A 19,007-nucleotide genomic window follows, 5' to 3' on the forward strand; every position below is an offset into this window, starting at 1 on the left:
TATAAAAGATGCGGCAGTTTACCCGAAGCGCCAGAAACTGCCCAAACATGGTTCGGTCCGGCCGGCATCCTGCGGATTACCAGGTGTCAATTGAGCGCTTTTTGCCTTCACGCGCTGCCGGCCTGGGTGTGGCGTTGAGGCCACGGAGCAGCCAGGCGCGGGTTTCCACTGGGTCGATCACCGCATCGATCTCGAGAAAGCTGGCCATATTGATGCCCTTGCCGTTCTGGTAGGCCTTGGCCACCAGCTTGTCGAACAGCTGCTGGCGCGCGGCGGGTTCTTCGATGGCCGCCAGCTCCTTGGCAAAGCCCAGGCGCACCGCACCTTCCAGACCCATGGCACCAAACTCGGCGCTGGGCCAGGCGATGGTAAACAGCGGCGAGTGGAAGCTACCAGCGGCCATGGCCTGGGCACCGAGGCCGTAGCCCTTGCGCAGCACCACGGTAAAGAACGGCACGCTCAGGCTGGCGGCCGCGACGAACATGCGCGAGACATGGCGCACCGTGGCCTGTTTTTCCGCCTCCGGGCCGACCATAAAGCCGGGGGTGTCGCACAGCGACAGCAGCGGGATATCGAAGGCGTCGCACAGCTGCATAAAACGTGCGGCCTTGTCGCCGGCCAGCGCGTCGATGGCCCCGCCCAGGTGCGCGGGGTTATTGGCCAGCAGGCCGAACGGCTGGCCCTCGATGCGGATAAAGGCGGTGATCAGCCCCGGCGCGAACTGGCGGCGCAGTTCCAGCACCGAGTCGCGGTCGGCCAGGGTGTCGATCACCTGGCGGATGTCATACACCCGCATGCGGTTCTCCGGAATCAAGTGGCGCAGCTCGCGTTGGTCGGCGCAGTCCCAGTCGTTGAGTGCGCCCTGAAAGTAGCTCAGGTACTGCTTGGCCACTCGCACCGCCTCGGCCTCGTCGGCCACTTGCACATCGATCACCCCATTCGGCCCCTGCACGCTGACCGGACCGACCTGCTCCGGTTTGAAGCTGCCCAGGCCGCCGCCTTCGATCATCGCCGGGCCGGCCATACCGATAGTCGCGTTGTCGGTGGCGATAATTACATCGCAGCAGCCGAGCAGGGCGGCGTTACCGGCAAAGCAGCGCCCGGAGACTATGCCGACGGTCGGAACCAGTCCGGACAACCGCGCCATGCCGACAAAGGTATGGCAGTCCAGCCCGGCCACGCCGACGAAATCGCTATCGCCGGGGCGGCCGCCACCGCCTTCGGCGAATAGCACCAGGGGCAAGCGCCACTGGGCGGCGAGGCCGAGCATGCGGTCGGTCTTCTTGTGGTTGATCATCCCCTGGGTGCCGGCGAACACCGTGTAGTCGTAGGCGATGGCCAGGCAGCGCGCCGCCTGGCTGCCGAACACCTCGGCGTTGACTGTGCCGGTACCGGCCACCAGGCCGTCGGCCGGACTCTGTTCGATCAGCTCCTCCAGCGAGCGCCGACGCCGTTGCGCAGCAACCGCCAGTGCGCCGTACTCGCTGAAGCTGCCGTCATCCAGCAAGTCCGCCAGGTTCTCGCGCACCGTGCGCTGGCCGGTCTTGCGCCGTTTGGCCACGGCCTGAGGGCGGCGTTCGTCACGGGTGATGGTGTGGCGTTCGAGCACTTCGGCCAGGTCCGCGCGGATATGATCGAGGTCCAGGCTGTGTTCGCTCTGGCTGGCGACGGCGTCGACTTCGGCAGGCTCGATAAACAGCAGTGGCTGGCCTTCATTGAGCGCGCTGCCGACCTGCACGGCCAGTTGGCGAACGATGCCGCTGTGGCTGGCGGTGACTACAAACTCCATCTTCATCGCCTCCAGCACGGCGATGCTCTGGCCGACGGCAACCGCATCGCCTTCGGCCACTTCCAGGCTGACCACCACGCCGGTGCTGTGGGTCAGCAGCGGCAGGCAGCCTGGCGGTGCGTCCGCTACCGGCTCGGCGGTCTGGCTGACGGTCTGCGCAGCGGCAAAGAAGTGATGCGGATGGGCCTGAGTTTGCGCTGCCAGCAGCTCGCCTCGCTGGCTTTCGACAAAGCGGGTGGTCAGCTGGTAGCTCGCCACCTGGGGCAGGCGCAGCAGGTTCTGCAGCAGGTGCAGATTGCTCGCCACGCCTTCCAGGCGGAACTCGCACAGCCCGCGGTAGGCGCGGCGTAGGGCGCTGGGGTAGTCCGGCGCATGGGCGATCAGTTTGGCCAGCAGCGAGTCGTAGCTGGGGCTGACCGGGTAGCCGGCGTAGCCGTAGCCATCCACCCGCAGCCCTGGGCCGCTGGGCGGCTGGTAGGCGCTCAGGGTGCCGGCGGCCGGGCGGGTGCTGCCGTCGCTGCTCATGCTTTCCAGATTGATGCGCAGTTGCACGGCGCAGCCATTGAGCGGCGGCGCTTGTGTCAGGCCGAGTTGCTCCAGCGACTGGCCGGCGGCCAGTTTTAGCTGGGTGTGCAGCAGGTCGACGCCGGTGACCTGCTCGGTGACGGTGTGCTCGACCTGGATGCGCGGGTTGGCTTCCATAAAGTAGAAGCGCTCGGGCTGCTCGGCATCCAGCAGAAACTCGAAGGTGCCCAGGCCCTGGTACTGCACCGCGCCGGCCAGCTTGAGCGCGGCGGCGATCATGCGTTCGCGGGTGGCGGGCGGCAGGTCCGGGCTGGGGGCGATTTCCACCAGCTTCTGCTGGCGGCGCTGCAGGCTGCAGTCGCGTTCCCATAGATGGCTGACCGCACCGCTGGCGTCGCCCAGTACCTGAATCTCGATATGCCGAGCGCTGCGCACCAGCTGTTCGATATACAGCGCTCCGTTGCCAAAGGCGGCGAGGGCTTCCGACTGGCAGCGGGCAAAGGCTTCATCCAGTTCGGCCGCGGCAAAGACCGGGCGCATGCCACGGCCACCGCCACCGGCCAGGGCCTTGAGCATTACCGCGCCATGCACGGCGAGAAAGCCATGGGCCTCATCCAGGCTGATCGGCCGATTAATGCCCGCCACCAACGGCACGTTGCAGCGCTCGGCCAGCTCTCGCGCTGCGGCCTTGTCGCCAAACAGCTGCAGCACCTCGACGCTGGGGCCGACAAAGCACAGGCCGGCGGCCTGGCAGCGTCGCGCAAACTCGGCGTTTTCCGCGAGAAAGCCATAGCCCGGATGCACGGCGTCGCAGCCCTCGGCCTTGGCAATCTCGATCAGCTGATCCATATCCAGATAAGCCGCCACACCACGGCCATTCAGCGCTACGGCGCTATCGGCCTGGCGCAGGTGCAGGGAAGCGGCGTCGTCCTCGGCGTAGATGGCCACCGAGCGGATGCCCAGTTCACTGGCGGCGCGGGCGATACGGATGGCGATTTCGCCACGGTTGGCGATCAGCAGGGCGGCGAAGGGCGCAGTCGTAGCGGGCATGGTGGCTCCAGATTGTTATTCTGCAGCCATCTTAGGCGCTCGGCGGGCGAGGTAAACCAAGCCTCAGCGGGTAAGGGTTGGGCTATTGATATGGGTGATAAGGGGCGGAGTGATCGCGGGCGTGGACTAGGCGTCCCCGCCGCTCCTACAGGGGCGTGAATGGTTGTAGGAGCGGGCTTGCCCGCGATGGACATTTCGCTGGCTTAGCTGCGCCGTTCGACGATATAGCAGGCCAGTTCGCGCAGCGGCTCGGCGGCCGAGTCGAAGGGGCGCAGGGCATGCAGGGCCTGATCGCGCAGTTCCAGGGCATAGGCCTTGGCGGCGTCGAGGCCGAGCAGGGCCGGGTAGGTGGGTTTGTCGTGGGCCTGGTCCTTGCCCTGGGTCTTGCCCAGGGTGGCGGTGTCGCTTTCCACGTCGAGGATATCGTCCTGCACCTGGAAGGCCAGGCCGATGGCGCGGGCGTAGTTGTGCAGGGCTTTGAGGGCGTGCTCGTCGGCGCGTTCGCTGGCCAATGCGCCGAGCTGCACGCTGGCTTCGATCAATGCGCCGGTCTTGTGCCGGTGCATGATTTCCAGGGCGCTCTGGTCGAGCTGGCGGCCCACCGAGCCGAGGTCGATGGCCTGGCCGCCGACCATCCCGGCCGGACCGGCGGCGCGGGCCAGGGTGCTGACCATGCTCAGGCGCAGCTGGGTGTTCTGCGGGTTGCGCCGGGCGTCGGCCAGTACCTCGAAGGCCAGGGTCTGCAGGCCGTCGCCGGCGAGTATGGCGCAGGCCTCGTCGAAGGCCTTGTGGGTGGTCGGCTGGCCGCGGCGCAGGTCGTCGTCGTCCATCGCCGGCAGGTCGTCGTGGACCAGAGAATAGGCGTGGATCAGCTCCACCGCGCAGGCCGCGCCATCGGCCCGCTCGGGATCACCGCCGAGGGCTTCGCAGGCGGCGTACACCAAAAGCGGGCGGACCCGCTTGCCACCGTTGAACAGGCTGTAGCGCATGGCCTGGTAGAGCCTCGCCAGCTGTGGCTGCTCCTGGCCGAACAGGCTGTCCAGGGCGGCGTCGACACGGCTCTGGCAGTGCGCCTGGTAGGCCGCGATCATGCCTGTCGATCCGCGTCGAAGGGGGCTTCCTCCAGCGCGCCGTCGCGCTCCATCAGAATCTGCACTTTCTGTTCGGCCTGGGCCAGGGCGGCCTGGCAGTCGCGGGTCAGGCGTACGCCCTGCTCGAAGGCGGTCAGCGAGTCTTCCAGCGACAGCTCGCCGTTTTCCAGACGCTCGACCAGGTTCTGCAGATCGGTCAGGGATTGCTCGAAGTCGAGCGCGGCTTTTTTACGGGCGGCCATGGCGAATATCTCGGGGCAGATCGGGGAAGTGGAACCGGCGCGACACTAGCAGAGCAGGCGCGTACGGGCAAATCAGCGGGGCTTGTGGTGGGCTGCATTCCCCCTGAAAAGCTCGCCGCTAAAGCGCCTCCCACGGGGTTGGAGGTCTGCTTGGCTGTCAGCCGATCAGGCCATGGCCGCGCGCCATCAGCACCGCTAACAGTGGGATGGCCAGCAACAGCAACAGTTCCACTCGGATCGCCATGATCACCCAGCGTGCCTGGCGCGCACTGACCTGGGGGACCTGGCCGGCCTTGAGGGCATTGCGCCAGTTGATAAAGACAAAGGTCGGCCCTGCCGAAATCAGCCCGACCAAAATAAACAGGCCGACCTTGGCGTGGAACAGGCTGTTGCCCAGGTAGTAGTCCAGGCCCTTGCCGTACCAGATCACCCTAGCCAGACCGCTGAACAGCACCAGCCCGGCGAAGACGCCGTAGGCCAGGTCGGTGACGATCAGGCTGCGCGCGCGCTGCAGGTCCAGCGGCAGCTTGAACTGCACGTGCTCGATCGCGAGCAGGGCGAACAGGACGAAGATCGACAGGTAATGGATATAGGCGATAAGGGCGCTGGTCATACTGTTTCCTTGGCTGCGGCGGAGCTGGGGGTGGCGAACCATTGGTCGAGCCGGGTCAGCCGGTAAGCATAGCCACCCAGGCACAGGCTGCGCAGCCCCATAAAGGCGAGAAACGCCAGCCACAGGCCGTGATTGCCCAGCGGTTGCAGGGCCCAAGCCAGCGGCAGGGCGAGCAGCAGCGCGAGCAGCATGGCATCGCGCATTTCGCGGGCGCGGGTGGCCCCGATAAACAGGCCGTCGAGCAGGTAGCTGCTGACCGCGATCAGCGGCAGCAGGGCCAGGTACGGCAGGTAGTCGATGGCCTGGTCGCGGACCACGGCGATATTGGTCTGCAGGCCGATAAACCAATGGCCGCCGAACAGGAAGAACAGGGCAAAGCCCAGGCTGGCCAGCAGCGACCAACCGCCGGCGACGATCAGGCTGCGGCGCAGGGCGTTGCGGTCGCGCGCGCCCAGGGCATGCCCGCACAGGGCCTCCACCGCGTGGGCCAGGCCATCCAGGGCGTGGGCGGTGAGCAGCAGGCCGTTGAGCAGCAGGGCGTTGGCCGCCACCGTGGCATCGCCCAGGCGCGCGCCCTGCACGGTGATCAGAAAGAACACCGCCTGCAGCGCCAGGGTGCGGATAAAGATGTCGCGGTTGACCGCCAGCAGCGGTCGCCAGTTCAGCCAGCGCCGCAGTGCCGCCCAGTCGAGCCGCCCGGCATAGCCGTGCAGGGCGCGCCGCGCCAGATACAGGCCGAGCAATGCAGCGCTCCATTCGGCAATCACCGAGGCCCAGGCCGCGCCCGCCACGCCCCAGTGCAGGCCGAGGACGAACAGCAGGTCGAGGGCGACGTTGAGCAGGTTGGTGGTCAACAGAATCGCCAGCGGCCCGCGGGCGTTCTGGGTGCCGAGCAACCAGCCGATCAGGGCATAGGTCGCCAGGGCCGCCGGCAGGCCGAACAGGCGGATATGCAGGTAGTCGCGGGCCAGGGCATCGAGGTTGGCGGAGGGTTGCATCAGGCCGAGGGCGGCGTTGCTCAAGGGCAGCGCCAGGCCGATCAGCAGCAGCGCCAGCCCGCCGCCGAGCAACAGACCCTGCAGCAGCACCTGGCGCAGCGCGCTGCCGTCGCCACGTCCGGCGGCCTGGGCGCTGAATCCGGTGGTGCCCATGCGCAGAAAACCCACCGCCCAGGTCAGCAGGGTATAGAGGCTGCCGCCCACGGCCACGGCGGCCAGTTGGTGGGCATGGGGCAGGTGGCCGACCACGGCGCTGTCGACCAGGGCCACCAGCGGCACCGACAGGTTGCTCAGGATCATCGGCGCGGCCAGGGCCCAGACCTTGCGCTGGGTCGGCTGGTGCTGCCAGGCGTCGAGCAGTGCGGACATGAGGGCTCCGGAAAAAGGCCGATTATAGGCGCAGCCCGGTTGATAGCAGCCCGTTGAAAAATGTAGGCGAGGCAGCCAAGACAAGGCAAAAATGGCCGAGAAAGCGCAGTTTACTGTTGTAAATGAGCATTTTGAGGCCATTTTTAACGCAGTATTGGCAACGCAGGTAGTTTTTCAGCGGGCTGATAGTGCGTTTTCGCCTATGCAGGCCTGGTTATAGCAGCAAGGGTTGCAGAGGCCGGGCACTGCTCGGGGCTGGGCTGGCTAAACTGAACTCATCGGCAATGACTGCGCGCTGCGCGGTCGAGGAGGTAGTTATGCATATGGCACAAACCCTTGAGCGCAACCTGCAGCGTGCCAACTGCCAGTACGAGCTGCTCGAGCATGACATGACGGCGACCAGCCTGGAGTCCGCCCGCAAGGCGGGCATCCCGGCCGCGCGCATGGCCAAGTCGGTGATTCTCGACGATCGCCGCGGGCATTATCTGATGGCCGTGCTGCCGGCCAATCGCCAGCTGGACCTGAGCAAGGTCCGCAAGGGCCCGCAGCGCTGGCAGCTGAGCGGCGAGCAGACGCTGGCCAAGCTGTTCAAGGATTGTCAGCGCGGTGCGGTGCCGGCCCTGGGCGAACTCTATGGCCTGGACATGCTGATCGACCCCATGCTGGTCGGCCAGCAGGACATCTACCTGGAGGCCGGCGACCATGAAAGCCTGGTGCATATGCCGGTCGACGAGTTCTTCAGGCTGGTGCCCAACGCCGAGATCCGCGAACTCTGCGCCTGAGGTCTGATCGCAATGCTGCACCGGGCGGCGGCCAGTTGTGCGCCGCTCGCGACTTTACCGGCGGACCGCTCGTCGGCCGCCGGGGCCTCGACTATAGTGTGTGGCTGCACCCACCACCCTGTTGGAGCCCGCAATGCCGAAGAAAGGACTGCTTCTGGCACTTGCCCTGAGCCTGCTCAGCGCCTGTGATTCTTCCACCCCCGAGCCTGCCGAAGTCAGCGTCAGCGCTCCCGCCGCCACTGGCGCGGCTGCGCCGCCACTGGACAAGGCGGCCCTGGCCGAGCGCTACGCCGGCCGCGAGCTGACGGTGGTGGATGTTTCCGAAATACAGCTGGAGGGTGCCAGCACGCTGTCGGTCAGCTTCTCGGTGCCGCTGGACCCCGAGCAGAAGCTCGCCTCGCGCCTGCACCTGGTCGACAGCAAGAGCGGCAAGGTCGACGGGGCCTGGGAGCTTGCCGACAACCTGATGGAAGTGCGCCTGCGCCACCTGGAGCCGCAGCGCAAGCTGGTGCTGACCGTGGATGCCGGGCTGCAGGCCCTGACCGGCGCGACCCTGGCCGGCGAACACGTCAGCCGTCTGCAGACCCGCGACCTGCAGGCCAGCGTCGGCTTCGCCAGCCGCGGCTCGCTGTTGCCCACGCGCCTGGCCGAGGGCCTGCCGGTGATCGCGCTGAACGTCGACAAGGTCAATGTCGAGTTCTTCCGGATCAAGGCCGAAGCCCTGCCGAAGTTTCTCGCCCAGTGGGGGCGCAGCAGCAACCTGGATACCTGGGAGGCGCGTTCGCTGCTGCCCATGGCCGATCTGGTGTACGGCGGCCGTTTCGACCTCAATCCCGCGCGCAATACCCGCGAAACCCTGCTGCTGCCGATTGCCGGCCTGGAGCCGTTCAAGCAGCCCGGGGTGTACCTGGCGGTGATGCGCGAGGCCGGCAGCTACAGCTATTCGCAGCCTGCGACGCTGTTTAGCCTGAGCGATATCGGCCTGTCCGCCCACCGCTACCGCAACCGTCTGGATGTGTTTACCCAGGCCCTGGCCGGTGGCGAGGCGATGGCCGGCGTGACCCTGGAATTGCTCGATGGCAAGGGCCAGCTGCTGGCCGAGGGCAAGACCGACAAGGCCGGGCACGCCGAATTGCCGCTGGCCGCCAAGGCCGAGGTGCTGTTGGCCCATCTCGGCGAGCAGACCAGCCTGTTGCGCCTGAACGGCCCCGCCCTGGATCTGGCCGAGTTCGATATCGCCGGGCCTCAGGCCCATCCGCTGCAGTTCTTCGTGTTCGGCCCGCGCGACCTCTACCGTCCGGGGGAAAGCGTGCCGCTCAACGGCCTGCTGCGCGATGCCGATGGCCGCGCGGTCAACGCCCAGCCGGTGAATGTCGAGGTGCGCCGGCCGGATGAGCAGGTCAGCCGCAAGTTCGTCTGGCAGGCCGATGCCAGCGGGCTCTATCAGTACCAGCTGCAGCTGGCCGAGGAAGCGCCGACCGGGCGCTGGCAGCTGCTGTTCGACCTCGGCGACGGCAAGCCGCAGCTCTACGAGTTTTCCGTGGAGGACTTTCTTCCCGAGCGCCTATCCCTGGAACTCAAGGGCAGTGAAACACCCTATGAGCCGGCGCAGGCCGCCGACTTCGGGGTCAGTGGGCGTTACCTGTACGGTGCGCCGGCCGCGGGCAATCGCCTCAGCGGCCAGCTCTATGTGCGGCCGCTGCGTGAGGCAGTGGAGAGCCTGCCGGGCTATCAGTTCGGCTCGGTCACCGAGACGGAGCTGAGCCAGGATATCGAGCTGGAAGACACCAGTCTGGACGAGCAGGGCCAGGCCCAGCTGAGTATCGACAGCCGCTGGGACAGTGCCAAATCGCCGCTGCGCCTGATCCTCCAGGCCAGCCTGCAGGAGTCCGGCGGCCGGGCGATTACCCGGCGCATCATCCAGCCGGTATGGCCAGCCGAGCGCCTGCCGGGTGTGCGCGGCCTGTTCGACGGCGAGCAGGTGGACGCCGACAGCCTGGCCGAGTTCGAAGTGCTGGTGGCCGATGCCGCCGGCAACAAGCTGGCCGCCGAACAGTTGACCGTGCGCCTGGTGCGCGAGCGCCGTGATTACTTCTGGAACTTCTCCGAGAGCGATGGCTGGAGCCATAACTACAACGAGAAATTCCTCACCCTGGGCGAGGAAAGCCTCAAGGTAGACGCCGGTGGCACGGCCAAGATCAGCTTCCCTGTGGAGTGGGGGCCGTACCGCGTCGAGGTCATCGATGCGCAGACCGGCCTGCTCAGCAGCCTGCGTTTCTGGGCCGGCTACCGCTGGCAGGACAACGCCGATGGCGGCGCGGTGCGCCCCGATCAGGTCAAACTGGCGCTGGATAAACCGGCCTATGTCGATGGCGACAGCGCCCGGGTCACGGTCACCCCGCCTGCCGCGGGCAAGGGCTACCTGATGGTGGAGTCCAGCGAAGGGCCGCTGTGGTGGCAGGAAGTCGAGGTGCCGGCCGAGGGCAAGAGCTTCGACATCCCTATTGCCAAGGACTGGGCACGCCATGACCTGTACCTCAGCGCCCTGGTGATCCGTCCCGGCGAGCGCAAGAGCAATGCTACGCCCAAGCGCGCGGTGGGCCTGCTGCATCTGCCGCTGGAGCGCGCGCCGCGCAAACTGGCATTGACCCTGACCGCTGCGGAAAAGATGCGCCCCAATCAGCCGCTCAGCGTCAAGGTGCAGGCGCGCAACGCCGATGGCAGCATCCCGAAACAGGCCCAGGTGCTGGTGGCCGCAGTGGATGTCGGCATCCTCAATATCACCGGCTACGCCACGCCCGATCCCTTCGCCAACTTCTTCGGCCGCAAGGCCTATGGCGCGGACCAGCTGGATATCTACGGCCAGCTGATCGAAGCCGGGCAAGGCCGGGTGGCCAAACTGGCCTTCGGCGGTGACGCGGCGCTGGCCGGTGGCGGCAAGCGCCCGGACACCAGCGTGCTGATCGTCGCCCTGCAAAGCCAGCCGCTGGTGCTGAACGAGCAGGGCGAGGGCGAAGTCAGCCTGGCTATCCCCGACTTCAACGGCGAACTGCGGCTGATGGCGCAAGCCTGGACCGACGAGCATTACGGCATGGGTGAGGGCAAGACGGTGGTCGCCGCGCCGCTGATCGCCGAGCTCTCCGCCCCGCGCTTTCTCGCCGGTGGCGATGAAACCACCCTGGCCCTGGACCTGAGCAACCTGTCCGGGCGCGAGCAGCAGCTGGATGTGCAGTTCAGCGCCGAAGGCCAGCTGCGTCTGGCTCCGGGAGGCGCTGCCAGCGTTGTGCCGATCACCCTGGCCGATGGTCAGCGCAGCATTCTGCGTATCCCGGTGAGCGCGCTGGGTGGTTACGGCCAAGGGCGTATCAAGGTCAGCATCAATGGCCTGACCCTGCCCGGCGAAGACCTGCCGCCGTTCAGTCGTGAGTGGACCCTGGGCATTCGCCCGGCCTACCCGGCGCAGTTGCAGCACTTTCGCGCGGTCCTTAAAGACCAACCCTGGAGCCTGCCGGCCAATGCCCTGAGCGCCTTCGAGGCGGCGGGCCTGGAGGCGCGACTGGCGATTTCCAGCCGGCCGCCGCTCAATCTTGGCGAGCATATCCGCGCGCTCAAGGCCTATCCCTATGGCTGCCTGGAGCAGACCACCAGCGGCCTGTATCCGTCGCTCTATGCCGATGCCGCCACCCTGAAGCGCCTGGGCGTGGCAGCCGAGCCGGATGAGCAGCGCAAGCGTTCCATCGAGCTGGGCATCGAGCGTCTGCTGAGCATGCAGCGCTACAACGGCGGCTTCGGCCTGTGGGGCGCGGACAGCGATGAGGAGTACTGGCTGACCGCCTACGTCAGCGACTTCCTTCTGCGTGCCCGCGAACAGGGTTTCGGTGTGCCGGAAGAGGCGCTGAAAAAGGCCAGCGAGCGCCTGCTGCGCTACCTGCAGGAGCGTCAGCTGATCGAGGTCAACTACAGCGAAAACATCAACCACAGCCGTTTTGCCGTGCAGGCCTATGCCGGCTACGTGCTGGCGCGCAGCCAACAGGCACCGCTGGGGGCCTTGCGCAGCCTGTACGAGCGCAGCAGCGATTCGCTGTCCGGCCTGCCGCTGGTGCACCTGGCCGTGGCGCTGGAGAAAATGGGCGACCAGCCGCGTGCCGATGAGCTGTTGGCAGCGGGGCTGGCGCGTAACCGTAAGAGCAGAAGCTGGCTGGCCGACTACGGCAGCCCGCTGCGCGACCAGGCGCTGATTCTGGCACTGCTGGAAGAACACGACCTGGCCGGCAGCCGCCGCGAGGAACGGCTGTTCAACCTGGCCGATGAGGTGGCCGGGCAACAGTGGCTGTCGACCCAGGAGCGCAACTCGCTGTACCTGGCCGGGCGTAACCTGCTGAGCAAGCCGGAGCCGAGCTGGAGCGCGGCGCTGCAAAGCGGCAGCCTGGCCTTTGCATTGAGCAACGCCCAGCCGGGCCTCAAACTCGATGGCAGTGATCTGGCTGCGCCGCTGACCATCCGCAATTCGGTAAGCAAGCCGGGCGATACGCCGCTCTACCAGCAGCTGACCCTGTCCGGTTATCCGAGCCAGGCCCCGGCTGCCGGTGGTGAGAATCTCAGCATCTACCGCGAATACTTAGGCATGGATGGCCGGGCGCTGGATCTGAACAACCTGCAGAGTGGCGAGCTGGTGCTGGTGCACCTGGCCGTAGCGGCTGACCAGCGGGTGCCGGATGCCCTGGTGGTCGACCTGCTGCCGGCGGGCCTGGAGCTGGAAAACCAGAACCTGGCGCAAAGCTCGGCCAGCCTGGACGACGCCAGCAGCGCGGTAAAGGAATGGCACAAGGCAATGCAGAATGCCGCGATCAAGCACCAGGAATTCCGTGGCGATCGCTATGTCGCGGCCCTGGATGTCAACGGCTACGGCACCACCCACCTGCTGTACCTGGCCCGCGCCGTCACCCCCGGCAGCTACCGCGTGCCGCCACCGCAGGTGGAGTCGATGTACCGGCCCAGCTGGCAGGCCCTGGGCGAGACGCCGGGGCGTTTGATCGTTAAAGAGCGCTAGAACGCACAAGGCCCGCCAATATGGCGGGCCTTGTTGTTTAGCTAGTGTGCCTTAACCGATCAGCCCGCTTAGCAACCACAACCCCAGCACCAGCCAGATCACCCCGGCAATGATCGAGCGGCGGATAAAGGCGCGTACGGCGAGGTATAGCAGCCAGAGGCCGGCGACCAGAACCACGATGCTGAGCAATGACGGCGTCACTCCCAGGGCTTTGGACATGCCGGTGATAAAACTGCTGATCGCTCCGCTGAATATGCCGAAAAAGCCGCTCAGGCCCTCGACGATAAAACGGATTATCGAGCCAACGGCCTCGCCAAGGGATTCAAAAAAGCCTTCTATGCGCATCTAGCTGTTCCTGTCAGCCGTCTACCATTTTGGTGCGGCGGGTTAATGTCCCGAACTGTCGCGCGCTTATCGCCGGGGAAGGAGGCGGCTAGTGTGCCATTTCTTTGAGGTATCCGCAGGTGCATTGGCAGCCATCGGGCGGCGGCCAGAACAGGGGCTCAACGGTCGGTGCCGAGCCTGGTGATCTATGGCCTGAAGGGCTGGCGGCCCAGTTCGGGGGGGGTGGAACGTCCTGATGGCGCGGTCATGCAGGAGGGCGGAGGTGCATGCGCCGGGTCGGTGTGGGGGACATAGTTCGATTCAGAGCGGTCTTGTCTGAAAGTGATCCTGCCGTCCAGGTACGAGCCTGGACGGCAGGCGAGGGCATCAGCAGCCGTAGCCGGCGTAGTAGAGGTCCACATCCTGCTTGATGGCGTCTTCATCGTAGGGGCCGCCTTTGGGCCCATAACCTAAGTAGGGGTCGTCGGACCATTTTGCGTGCTTCTCGGCGACCTTGGAGATGATGCAACCGCGCTTTTTGCCTGACGCGGATTTGTAGAGAGGCATGCTGTTGATATAGGCATTGGCGACCGCCGGTGGTGCGGGGAATTCCACGGCCAACATGAAGAACTCGATATTCTCCTCGCTGTCAGTGGCTTCCCCTGCGCCGTGCTTGGTCGAGAGCAGCAAGGTGTAGCTTCCGGGGGCGCTGACGCTCCAGTCGAAGGCATAGGTAGCGGTACAGAACGGCAGCGCCAGGTCGGCGGGGAGGGTCGGATCGGCGTTCTCGTGGATCAGATTGGGGGCCGCATCGTCGGCGTGCTGCGCGGTGACCTTGAGCCCGGAGATGGCATCGAGTTGGCAATTGTCATCATTGGTCGGGTGTATGTGCGAGAGCTGAAGGGTGACCTGTACAACGGCCGGAAACCCCGGGACATACTGTGCCCCCGAAGGGCTGACGATTTCCACGGTCGGGGCGTGGGCCCAAGCATGGGGCAGACCGAGAGCGGTGGTTATGGCGGCGCTGAGCAAGGCACGGTGCAAGATCGAAGTGGACATGTCGAGTAGCTCCTGCGAAACAAGCTTGGGGGAGCACGAGTCCTAGTGCGGTTTAGCGAGGAAGGCGTCCGGCCTTTGCTGATATCATTTTGATATTGGTTTAGACCTGGCTCGGGGCCTTGTAAAGCTGCTTCAGGGCTGAAACATGTAAATATGACGCTGAGCCGATAAGTGGTTGTTTTGTGGTGGTTTATTGGCGGCGACTGTCTGGCGAGGTGTTGGCTTTCATGCGGAAAACCTGGAAAGGATGGCTGGGTGAGCCTTTGCGTACGGGCGCAGTGATGGGCGGCAGGCACTCGCGGTCGAGGGCGTGGCGTGGCGGGTGGTTAGTGCTGTTGCCAGTGCTGCTGTGGAGCGCCGACCGTCTGTTCCCCTTGCCCCTGCCCGAGGACGATCTGGCCCGGGTGGTGCTGGCCGAGGACGGTACGCCCTTGTGGCGCTTTGCCGACCATGACGGCGTATGGCGCTACCCGGTCAGTCCGGCCGAGGTGTCGCCTTATTACCTGGAGGCGCTGCTGACCTACGAGGACCGCTGGTTCTATCGCCATCCCGGGGTCAACCCGCTGGCCCTGGGTCGTGCGGCCTGGCAGAACCTGCGCAGCGGCCGGGTGCTGTCCGGCGGTAGCACCCTGTCGATGCAGGTGGCGCGGCTGCTCGATCCCCATGCGCGCAGCTACGCCGGCAAGCTCAAGCAGCTATGGCGCACCGCGCAGCTGGAGTGGCATCTGTCCAAGGATGAAATCCTCACCCTGTACCTCAACCGCGCGCCTTTCGGCGGCACCCTGCAGGGCGTGGCGGCGGCCAGCTGGGCCTATCTGGGCAAGTCGCCGCGCCAGCTGACCCGCGCCGAAGCGGCCTTGCTCGTGGTGCTGCCGCAAGCCCCCAGCCGCTTGCGTCCAGACCGTCACCCGGAGCGTGCCCAGGCGGCGCGGGATAAGGTGCTCAAGCGGTTGTCCGGTTTCGAAGTGTGGCCGCAAGGGGCGATCAAGGATGCGCTGGAGGAGCCGGTGCTCCTCGCGCCGCGTCAGGAACCCCGGTTGGCCCCCTTGCTGGCGCGCCGATTGAATACGGCCGGTAGCCCGCCGTTGATCCGCACCACCCTGGACGCCGCCCTGCAGCGCCGCCTGGAAGACCTGCTGCTGGGCTGGCGGGCGCGTTTGCCGGAGCGCACCTCGGCGGCGATTCTGGTGGTCGAGCAGCCGAGCATGGCGGTGCGCGCCTACCTGGGCTCGGTGGATCTCGGCGATGCCAGGCGTTTCGGCCATGTCGACATGATCAACGCGGTGCGCTCGCCGGGTTCGACCCTCAAACCCTTTCTCTACGGCATGGCCCTGGACGAAGGGCTGATCCATTCCGAATCGCTGCTGCAGGATGTGCCGCGGCGGTACGGCGATTACCGGCCAGGCAACTTCGCCGCCGGTTTCAGTGGCGCGGTGTCCGCCAGCGAGGCCCTGGCCAGCTCGCTCAACCTGCCCGCCGTGCAGCTGCTGGAAGCCTACGGGCCGAAACGCTTTGCCGGCGAGCTGCGCAGCGCCGGCGTGCCGCTATTGTTGCCGCCGCTGGCCGAGCCCAATCTGGCGCTGATTCTCGGCGGTGCCGGCAGCCGTCTGGAGGAGCTGGTCAGCGGTTACAGCGCCTTCGCCCGGGGTGGCAAGGCGGCGCGTCTGCGCTTTCAGCCACAGGACGAACTGCTGGAGCGCCGCTTGTTGTCGCCGGGCGCGGCCTGGATCGTGCGGCGCATCCTCAGCGGCCAGGCGCGCCCGGACCGGGACCCGCGGGCACAGCTGGTGCAGCGCCCGAGCCTCGCCTGGAAGACCGGCACCAGTTACGGCTTCCGCGATGCCTGGGCGATAGGCGTGGCCCCGCGTCATGTGATCGGCGTGTGGATCGGCCGCCCGGATGGCACCCCGGTGCCCGGCCAGTTCGGCCTGGCCTCGGCCGCGCCCCTGCTGCTGCAGGTACACGACCTGTTGGTCAACCGCGACAGCCAGCGTGGCATCGCCCCGGCGCAGGAGGCGCAGCCCGCCACGGTGGGGGTGGCGGCCATCTGCTGGCCGCTGGGCCAGGCCCTGCCGCGCAGCGACCCCAACTGCCGGCGTCAGCGCTTCGCCTGGACCCTGGCCGGCACGGTGCCGCCGACCCTGCAGGCACAGGATCAGCCCCTGGGTCTGGGTTTGCAGGAGCAGCTCTGGCTCAACCCGCAGGGCTTGCGCGTCGATGCCGCCTGCCCCGGGGCCACACGCCACGGCCTGGCCCTATGGCCCGCGCCGCTGGAGCCCTGGCTGCCCCGTCGCGAGCGACGCAGTGCGCGGCTGCCGGCCGTCGACCCGGCCTGCCCGCCGCAGAGTGCGCCGGCGGTTGCACCGCTTTCCATAGTCGGGGTGCGCGAAGGCGATCGTCTGCGCCGTCCGGCCGGCACCGCCGAGCCCCTGCGTTTGCGCCTCACGGCCCTGGGCGGCAGTGGCCGGCACTGGTGGTTTGTCGATGGTCGGCCGGTGGCCCAGAGCCTGGCCGGTGCTGCCATCAACCAGCGCTTCAGCCGCCCCGGCGATTATCAACTGAGCGTGCTGGATGAAAGCGGACAGACCGCGCGGCTGCTGTTTCGCCTGCTGGATTGAGCGCGCGCCGCGGCCCTGGGCAATGCCGTCCGGGCGGGCTGGCCTGTTCGACTACACTGAGGCCAATCGAATGGCTATGCCCCAATTACATATGCAGGCAGCTTTCGTCGGGTGGGTTAGCCGCATGTGGGGATTGCCAAGCATCACATCACCTGTCGCGCGGCGTAACCCTCCATCGGCGCAACGCTTTCATTGGCTGGTGGGTTACGCGCCGCGCCACTTTCGCGGTGGATTTTCGGGCCGTGTTGGCGTCGCTAACCCACCCTACGAATCAGGCTCCTAGGCATCATCTTGCGGTCCACAGGTCGCTATCTGTCTTGTGCAGCCTCTGCGGCACTGTTGTTGGCGGCTGGACTGCTCAGGCGCGGGTGTAGCGCGTAGCGGGGCCGACATATAACGGCGGAGTGGTCATTATGGTTTGCTGGGCCTTGCGCCTGTTGTGCCTCTGGTTGCTGGGCTGCCCCCTGGCGATGGCGGCCGAGTTGCGGCTGTACACCGAGGAAAATCCACCGCTCAACTTCAGCCGCGACGGCCAGGCCGATGGTCTGGCCAGTGCGGTGGTGCGCGAGCTGCTGCGGCGTACCGGCGACAGCGCGAGCATTCGCGTGGTGCCCTGGGCGCGGGGTTACAAGCTGGTCCAGGGCGAGGCCAATGTCGGCCTGTTCGTCGCCGTCCGCACCCCCGAGCGCGAGCCGTTGTTTCACTGGGTCGGGCCGCTGATCTCGACCACCAGCAGCTTCTATGTCCGCCGTGGCAGCGGCCTGCGCATCGCCAGCCTGGCGGATGCCAAACGGGCTGCCGGCATCGCCGTGCCGCGGGACTGGTATTCGCACCAGTTTCTGCAGAAGGAGGGCTTTACCAACCTGGTGCTGCAGCCCAAGCCCCACGAGGTGTTGCGCATGACCCTGCATGGCCGGGTGCCTGTGATGGTCTATGAAGACCAGCTGCTGCCGAGTCTGGTGGCCGAGTTGGGGGCGTCTATGGACGACCTTCAGCGCCTCTACAGCTTTATGCAGAGCAGCAGCTATATCGTCTTCTCCAAGGCCACCGATGTGCAGCTGGCGCAGCGCTGGCAGCAGGCCCTGGAGCAGATGGTCGACGACGGCAGCCTGGCCCGCATCCAGCAGCAGTGGCTGCCGCAACCGGTTGCCGCGTCGCCATAGGGCCTGGTTCGTTGCGCTGTTGGACCAGCGGATTCTCCGGCAGTGGCTAAGGCTTCGCGCGCCGCGGCCGATAGGTTGCTTGCGGGGCCGTGGCTTGTGTTTTGTATACAGTTATGTGTCCAATGCGTGACGTTTCCAATAACAACTAGGGGTAACCCACCATGCAGTTCTGGCGGCGCAGTATCCAGTGGCAACTGATTCTCAGCATGGGCGCGGCCCTGCTGGCCAGCATTCTGATCGTGGTGGGCGTGTACTCGGCGGTGGTCAATCGTCTGACCGAGCGCTACCTGGTCGAGGAAGCGCTTCCGGCTCGGGTCCTGGCGATCCGCAACGATCTGGAGCGGGTGCTGAGCGGTCCCATTACCGCCAATGCCGGCATCGCCGAGAACAGCCTGGTGCAGGACTGGCTGGCTGCGGGTGAAGATCCCGAGCAGCGCGCTGCCATGGCCCGCTACCTGGAAGGGGTGCGCGCGCAACAAAACGCCATGACCACCTCGATTGCCGTGCTGGCCAGCGGCAACTACACCACCGGCGAGGGGCTGGCGCGGGTCATCAGTCGCGATCAGCCGGAGAACCAGTGGTTCTACAACCTGGTCGATAGCAGCCGCGACCGCGTGCTGGAAATCGATATCGACAAGGGCACCCGCCTGCCCACTCTGTTTATCAACCAGCGGATCAAGCGTGACGGCCAGACCCTCGGCGTTTCCGGCCTGGGTTTCAGCCTCAAGGCGATGTCGCAGATGATCAGCGACTTCCGCTTTGGCGAGCGCGGCCAGGTGTTTCTGATCGATGCCGGCGGTGAGATCAAGGTTCACCCCCGGGCGGAACTGAGCGGCAGCGGGCGCTTGGCTGAGCTGTTCGGCAGCGCTGCGGCCCAGGCGTTGCTGGGCGGTGACGGCAAGGCCGTGCGTTTCGAGCGCGACGGCGAAACCTATCTGGCGGTGGCGCAGAAGCTGAGCAGCCTGGACTGGCTGCTGGTCAGCGAGGTGCCGGAAGCCGAGATCTATGCCGAGGCGCGCCAGGCCCTGTTGATGACCAGTGCCATCGGCCTGGGCGTGGCGCTGTTGTTCCTCGGCCTGGTGGTGTTGCTGGCGCGCGGCCTGGTGCGGCCGATTCGTCAGGTCACCGGTGCCCTGGTGGAAATCGGCGGCGGCGGCGGCGACCTGACCCGCCGTCTGGACGAGTCGCGGGCCGATGAGCTGGGCGACCTGGCCCGTGGCTTCAATGCCTTTATCGGTGGTCAGCGCACGCTGATCGCCGCCGTGCTGACCACCAGCGAACGTCTGCGCAGCGCCGTGGCCCAGGTTAGCCAGGTGGTGGAAAACACCGCCGGG

General features: G+C 66.5%; 11 protein-coding genes and 1 pseudogene. 5 read left to right on the forward strand and 7 right to left on the reverse strand.

The window, feature by feature from the left end; genetic code table 11:
- Positions 1-76: 76 nt before the first annotated feature.
- The 5 genes from AACY13_RS09695 to AACY13_RS09715 all read right to left on the reverse strand — a co-directional run bounded on the left by AACY13_RS09695 (position 77) and on the right by AACY13_RS09715 (position 6,677).
- Complete coding sequence (locus tag AACY13_RS09695) at positions 77-3,364, reverse strand: carboxyl transferase domain-containing protein (RefSeq protein ID WP_339461074.1); 3,288 nt, start codon at positions 3,362-3,364, stop codon at positions 77-79.
- A 203-nt stretch (positions 3,365-3,567) separates the two neighbouring features.
- Positions 3,568-4,455, reverse strand: a complete 888-nt coding sequence (gene ispA / locus AACY13_RS09700; RefSeq protein ID WP_339461075.1) for a (2E,6E)-farnesyl diphosphate synthase — start codon at positions 4,453-4,455, stop codon at positions 3,568-3,570.
- Positions 4,452-4,697, reverse strand: coding sequence for an exodeoxyribonuclease VII small subunit (locus AACY13_RS09705; protein WP_339461077.1), 246 nt, complete (start codon positions 4,695-4,697; stop codon positions 4,452-4,454). The genes ispA and AACY13_RS09705 overlap by 4 nt, the downstream gene beginning before the upstream one ends.
- Positions 4,698-4,854: 157 nt before the next feature.
- Positions 4,855-5,310 carry a DUF2214 family protein gene (locus AACY13_RS09710; RefSeq protein WP_339461079.1) on the reverse strand — a complete coding sequence of 152 codons (456 nt, stop codon included), beginning with the start codon at positions 5,308-5,310 and terminating at the stop codon, positions 4,855-4,857.
- Complete coding sequence (locus tag AACY13_RS09715) at positions 5,307-6,677, reverse strand: MATE family efflux transporter (protein ID WP_339461080.1); 1,371 nt, start codon at positions 6,675-6,677, stop codon at positions 5,307-5,309. The genes AACY13_RS09710 and AACY13_RS09715 overlap by 4 nt, the downstream gene beginning before the upstream one ends.
- A gap of 317 nt (positions 6,678-6,994) precedes the next feature.
- On the opposite strand from AACY13_RS09715, the gene AACY13_RS09720 reads away from it, so the two are divergent.
- A complete protein-coding gene (locus AACY13_RS09720; protein WP_339461082.1) occupies positions 6,995-7,459 on the forward strand; it encodes an aminoacyl-tRNA deacylase in 465 nt (154 codons plus the stop codon).
- Positions 7,460-7,592: 133 nt separating this feature from the next.
- Complete coding sequence (locus AACY13_RS09725) at positions 7,593-12,509, forward strand: alpha-2-macroglobulin family protein (RefSeq protein ID WP_339461084.1); 4,917 nt, start codon at positions 7,593-7,595, stop codon at positions 12,507-12,509.
- A gap of 51 nt (positions 12,510-12,560) precedes the next feature.
- On the opposite strand, the gene AACY13_RS09730 is transcribed toward AACY13_RS09725, so the two are convergent.
- Complete coding sequence (locus tag AACY13_RS09730) at positions 12,561-12,854, reverse strand: hypothetical protein (RefSeq protein WP_339461085.1); 294 nt, start codon at positions 12,852-12,854, stop codon at positions 12,561-12,563.
- Between the two features lie 366 nt (positions 12,855-13,220).
- Entirely contained in the window at positions 13,221-13,892 is a 672-nt protein-coding gene (locus tag AACY13_RS09735) for a hypothetical protein (protein WP_339461087.1), read from the reverse strand.
- Positions 13,893-14,173: 281 nt separating this feature from the next.
- Here AACY13_RS09735 and pbpC point away from each other — a divergent pair, with 281 nt between their 5' ends.
- From pbpC to AACY13_RS22675, 3 genes and pseudogenes are all read left to right on the forward strand, one after another.
- A complete protein-coding gene (pbpC, locus tag AACY13_RS09740; RefSeq protein WP_339461793.1) occupies positions 14,174-16,510 on the forward strand; it encodes a peptidoglycan glycosyltransferase PbpC in 2,337 nt (778 codons plus the stop codon).
- Positions 16,511-16,923: 413 nt separating this feature from the next.
- Positions 16,924-17,673, forward strand: coding sequence for a substrate-binding periplasmic protein (locus tag AACY13_RS09745; protein ID WP_339461088.1), 750 nt, complete (start codon positions 16,924-16,926; stop codon positions 17,671-17,673).
- 206 nt (positions 17,674-17,879) lie between these two features.
- Positions 17,880-18,896: pseudogene (locus AACY13_RS22675) on the forward strand (HAMP domain-containing protein); the annotation flags it as partial.
- Between the last annotated feature and the right edge of the window lie 111 nt (positions 18,897-19,007).

Origin of the sequence: Pseudomonas sp. EA_105y_Pfl2_R69 (assembly GCF_963970915.1) — a bacterium.
Classification (GTDB): domain Bacteria; phylum Pseudomonadota; class Gammaproteobacteria; order Pseudomonadales; family Pseudomonadaceae; genus Aquipseudomonas.

Excerpts from the sequence above, each read along its gene's own strand:
- pbpC (WP_339461793.1), top strand. The coding sequence starts at position 14,174 with ATGGGCGGCAGGCACTCGCGGTCGAGGGCGTGGCGTGGCGGGTGGTTA.
- AACY13_RS09730 (WP_339461085.1), bottom strand. The coding sequence starts at position 12,854 with ATGCGCATAGAAGGCTTTTTTGAATCCCTTGGCGAGGCCGTTGGCTCG.
- AACY13_RS09710 (WP_339461079.1), bottom strand. The coding sequence starts at position 5,310 with ATGACCAGCGCCCTTATCGCCTATATCCATTACCTGTCGATCTTCGTC.
- AACY13_RS09735 (WP_339461087.1), bottom strand. The coding sequence starts at position 13,892 with ATGTCCACTTCGATCTTGCACCGTGCCTTGCTCAGCGCCGCCATAACC.
- AACY13_RS09725 (WP_339461084.1), top strand. The coding sequence starts at position 7,593 with ATGCCGAAGAAAGGACTGCTTCTGGCACTTGCCCTGAGCCTGCTCAGC.
- ispA (WP_339461075.1), bottom strand. The coding sequence starts at position 4,455 with ATGATCGCGGCCTACCAGGCGCACTGCCAGAGCCGTGTCGACGCCGCC.
- AACY13_RS09720 (WP_339461082.1), top strand. The coding sequence starts at position 6,995 with ATGCATATGGCACAAACCCTTGAGCGCAACCTGCAGCGTGCCAACTGC.
- AACY13_RS09715 (WP_339461080.1), bottom strand. The coding sequence starts at position 6,677 with ATGTCCGCACTGCTCGACGCCTGGCAGCACCAGCCGACCCAGCGCAAG.
- AACY13_RS09695 (WP_339461074.1), bottom strand. The coding sequence starts at position 3,364 with ATGCCCGCTACGACTGCGCCCTTCGCCGCCCTGCTGATCGCCAACCGT.
- AACY13_RS09705 (WP_339461077.1), bottom strand. The coding sequence starts at position 4,697 with ATGGCCGCCCGTAAAAAAGCCGCGCTCGACTTCGAGCAATCCCTGACC.
- AACY13_RS09745 (WP_339461088.1), top strand. The coding sequence starts at position 16,924 with ATGGTTTGCTGGGCCTTGCGCCTGTTGTGCCTCTGGTTGCTGGGCTGC.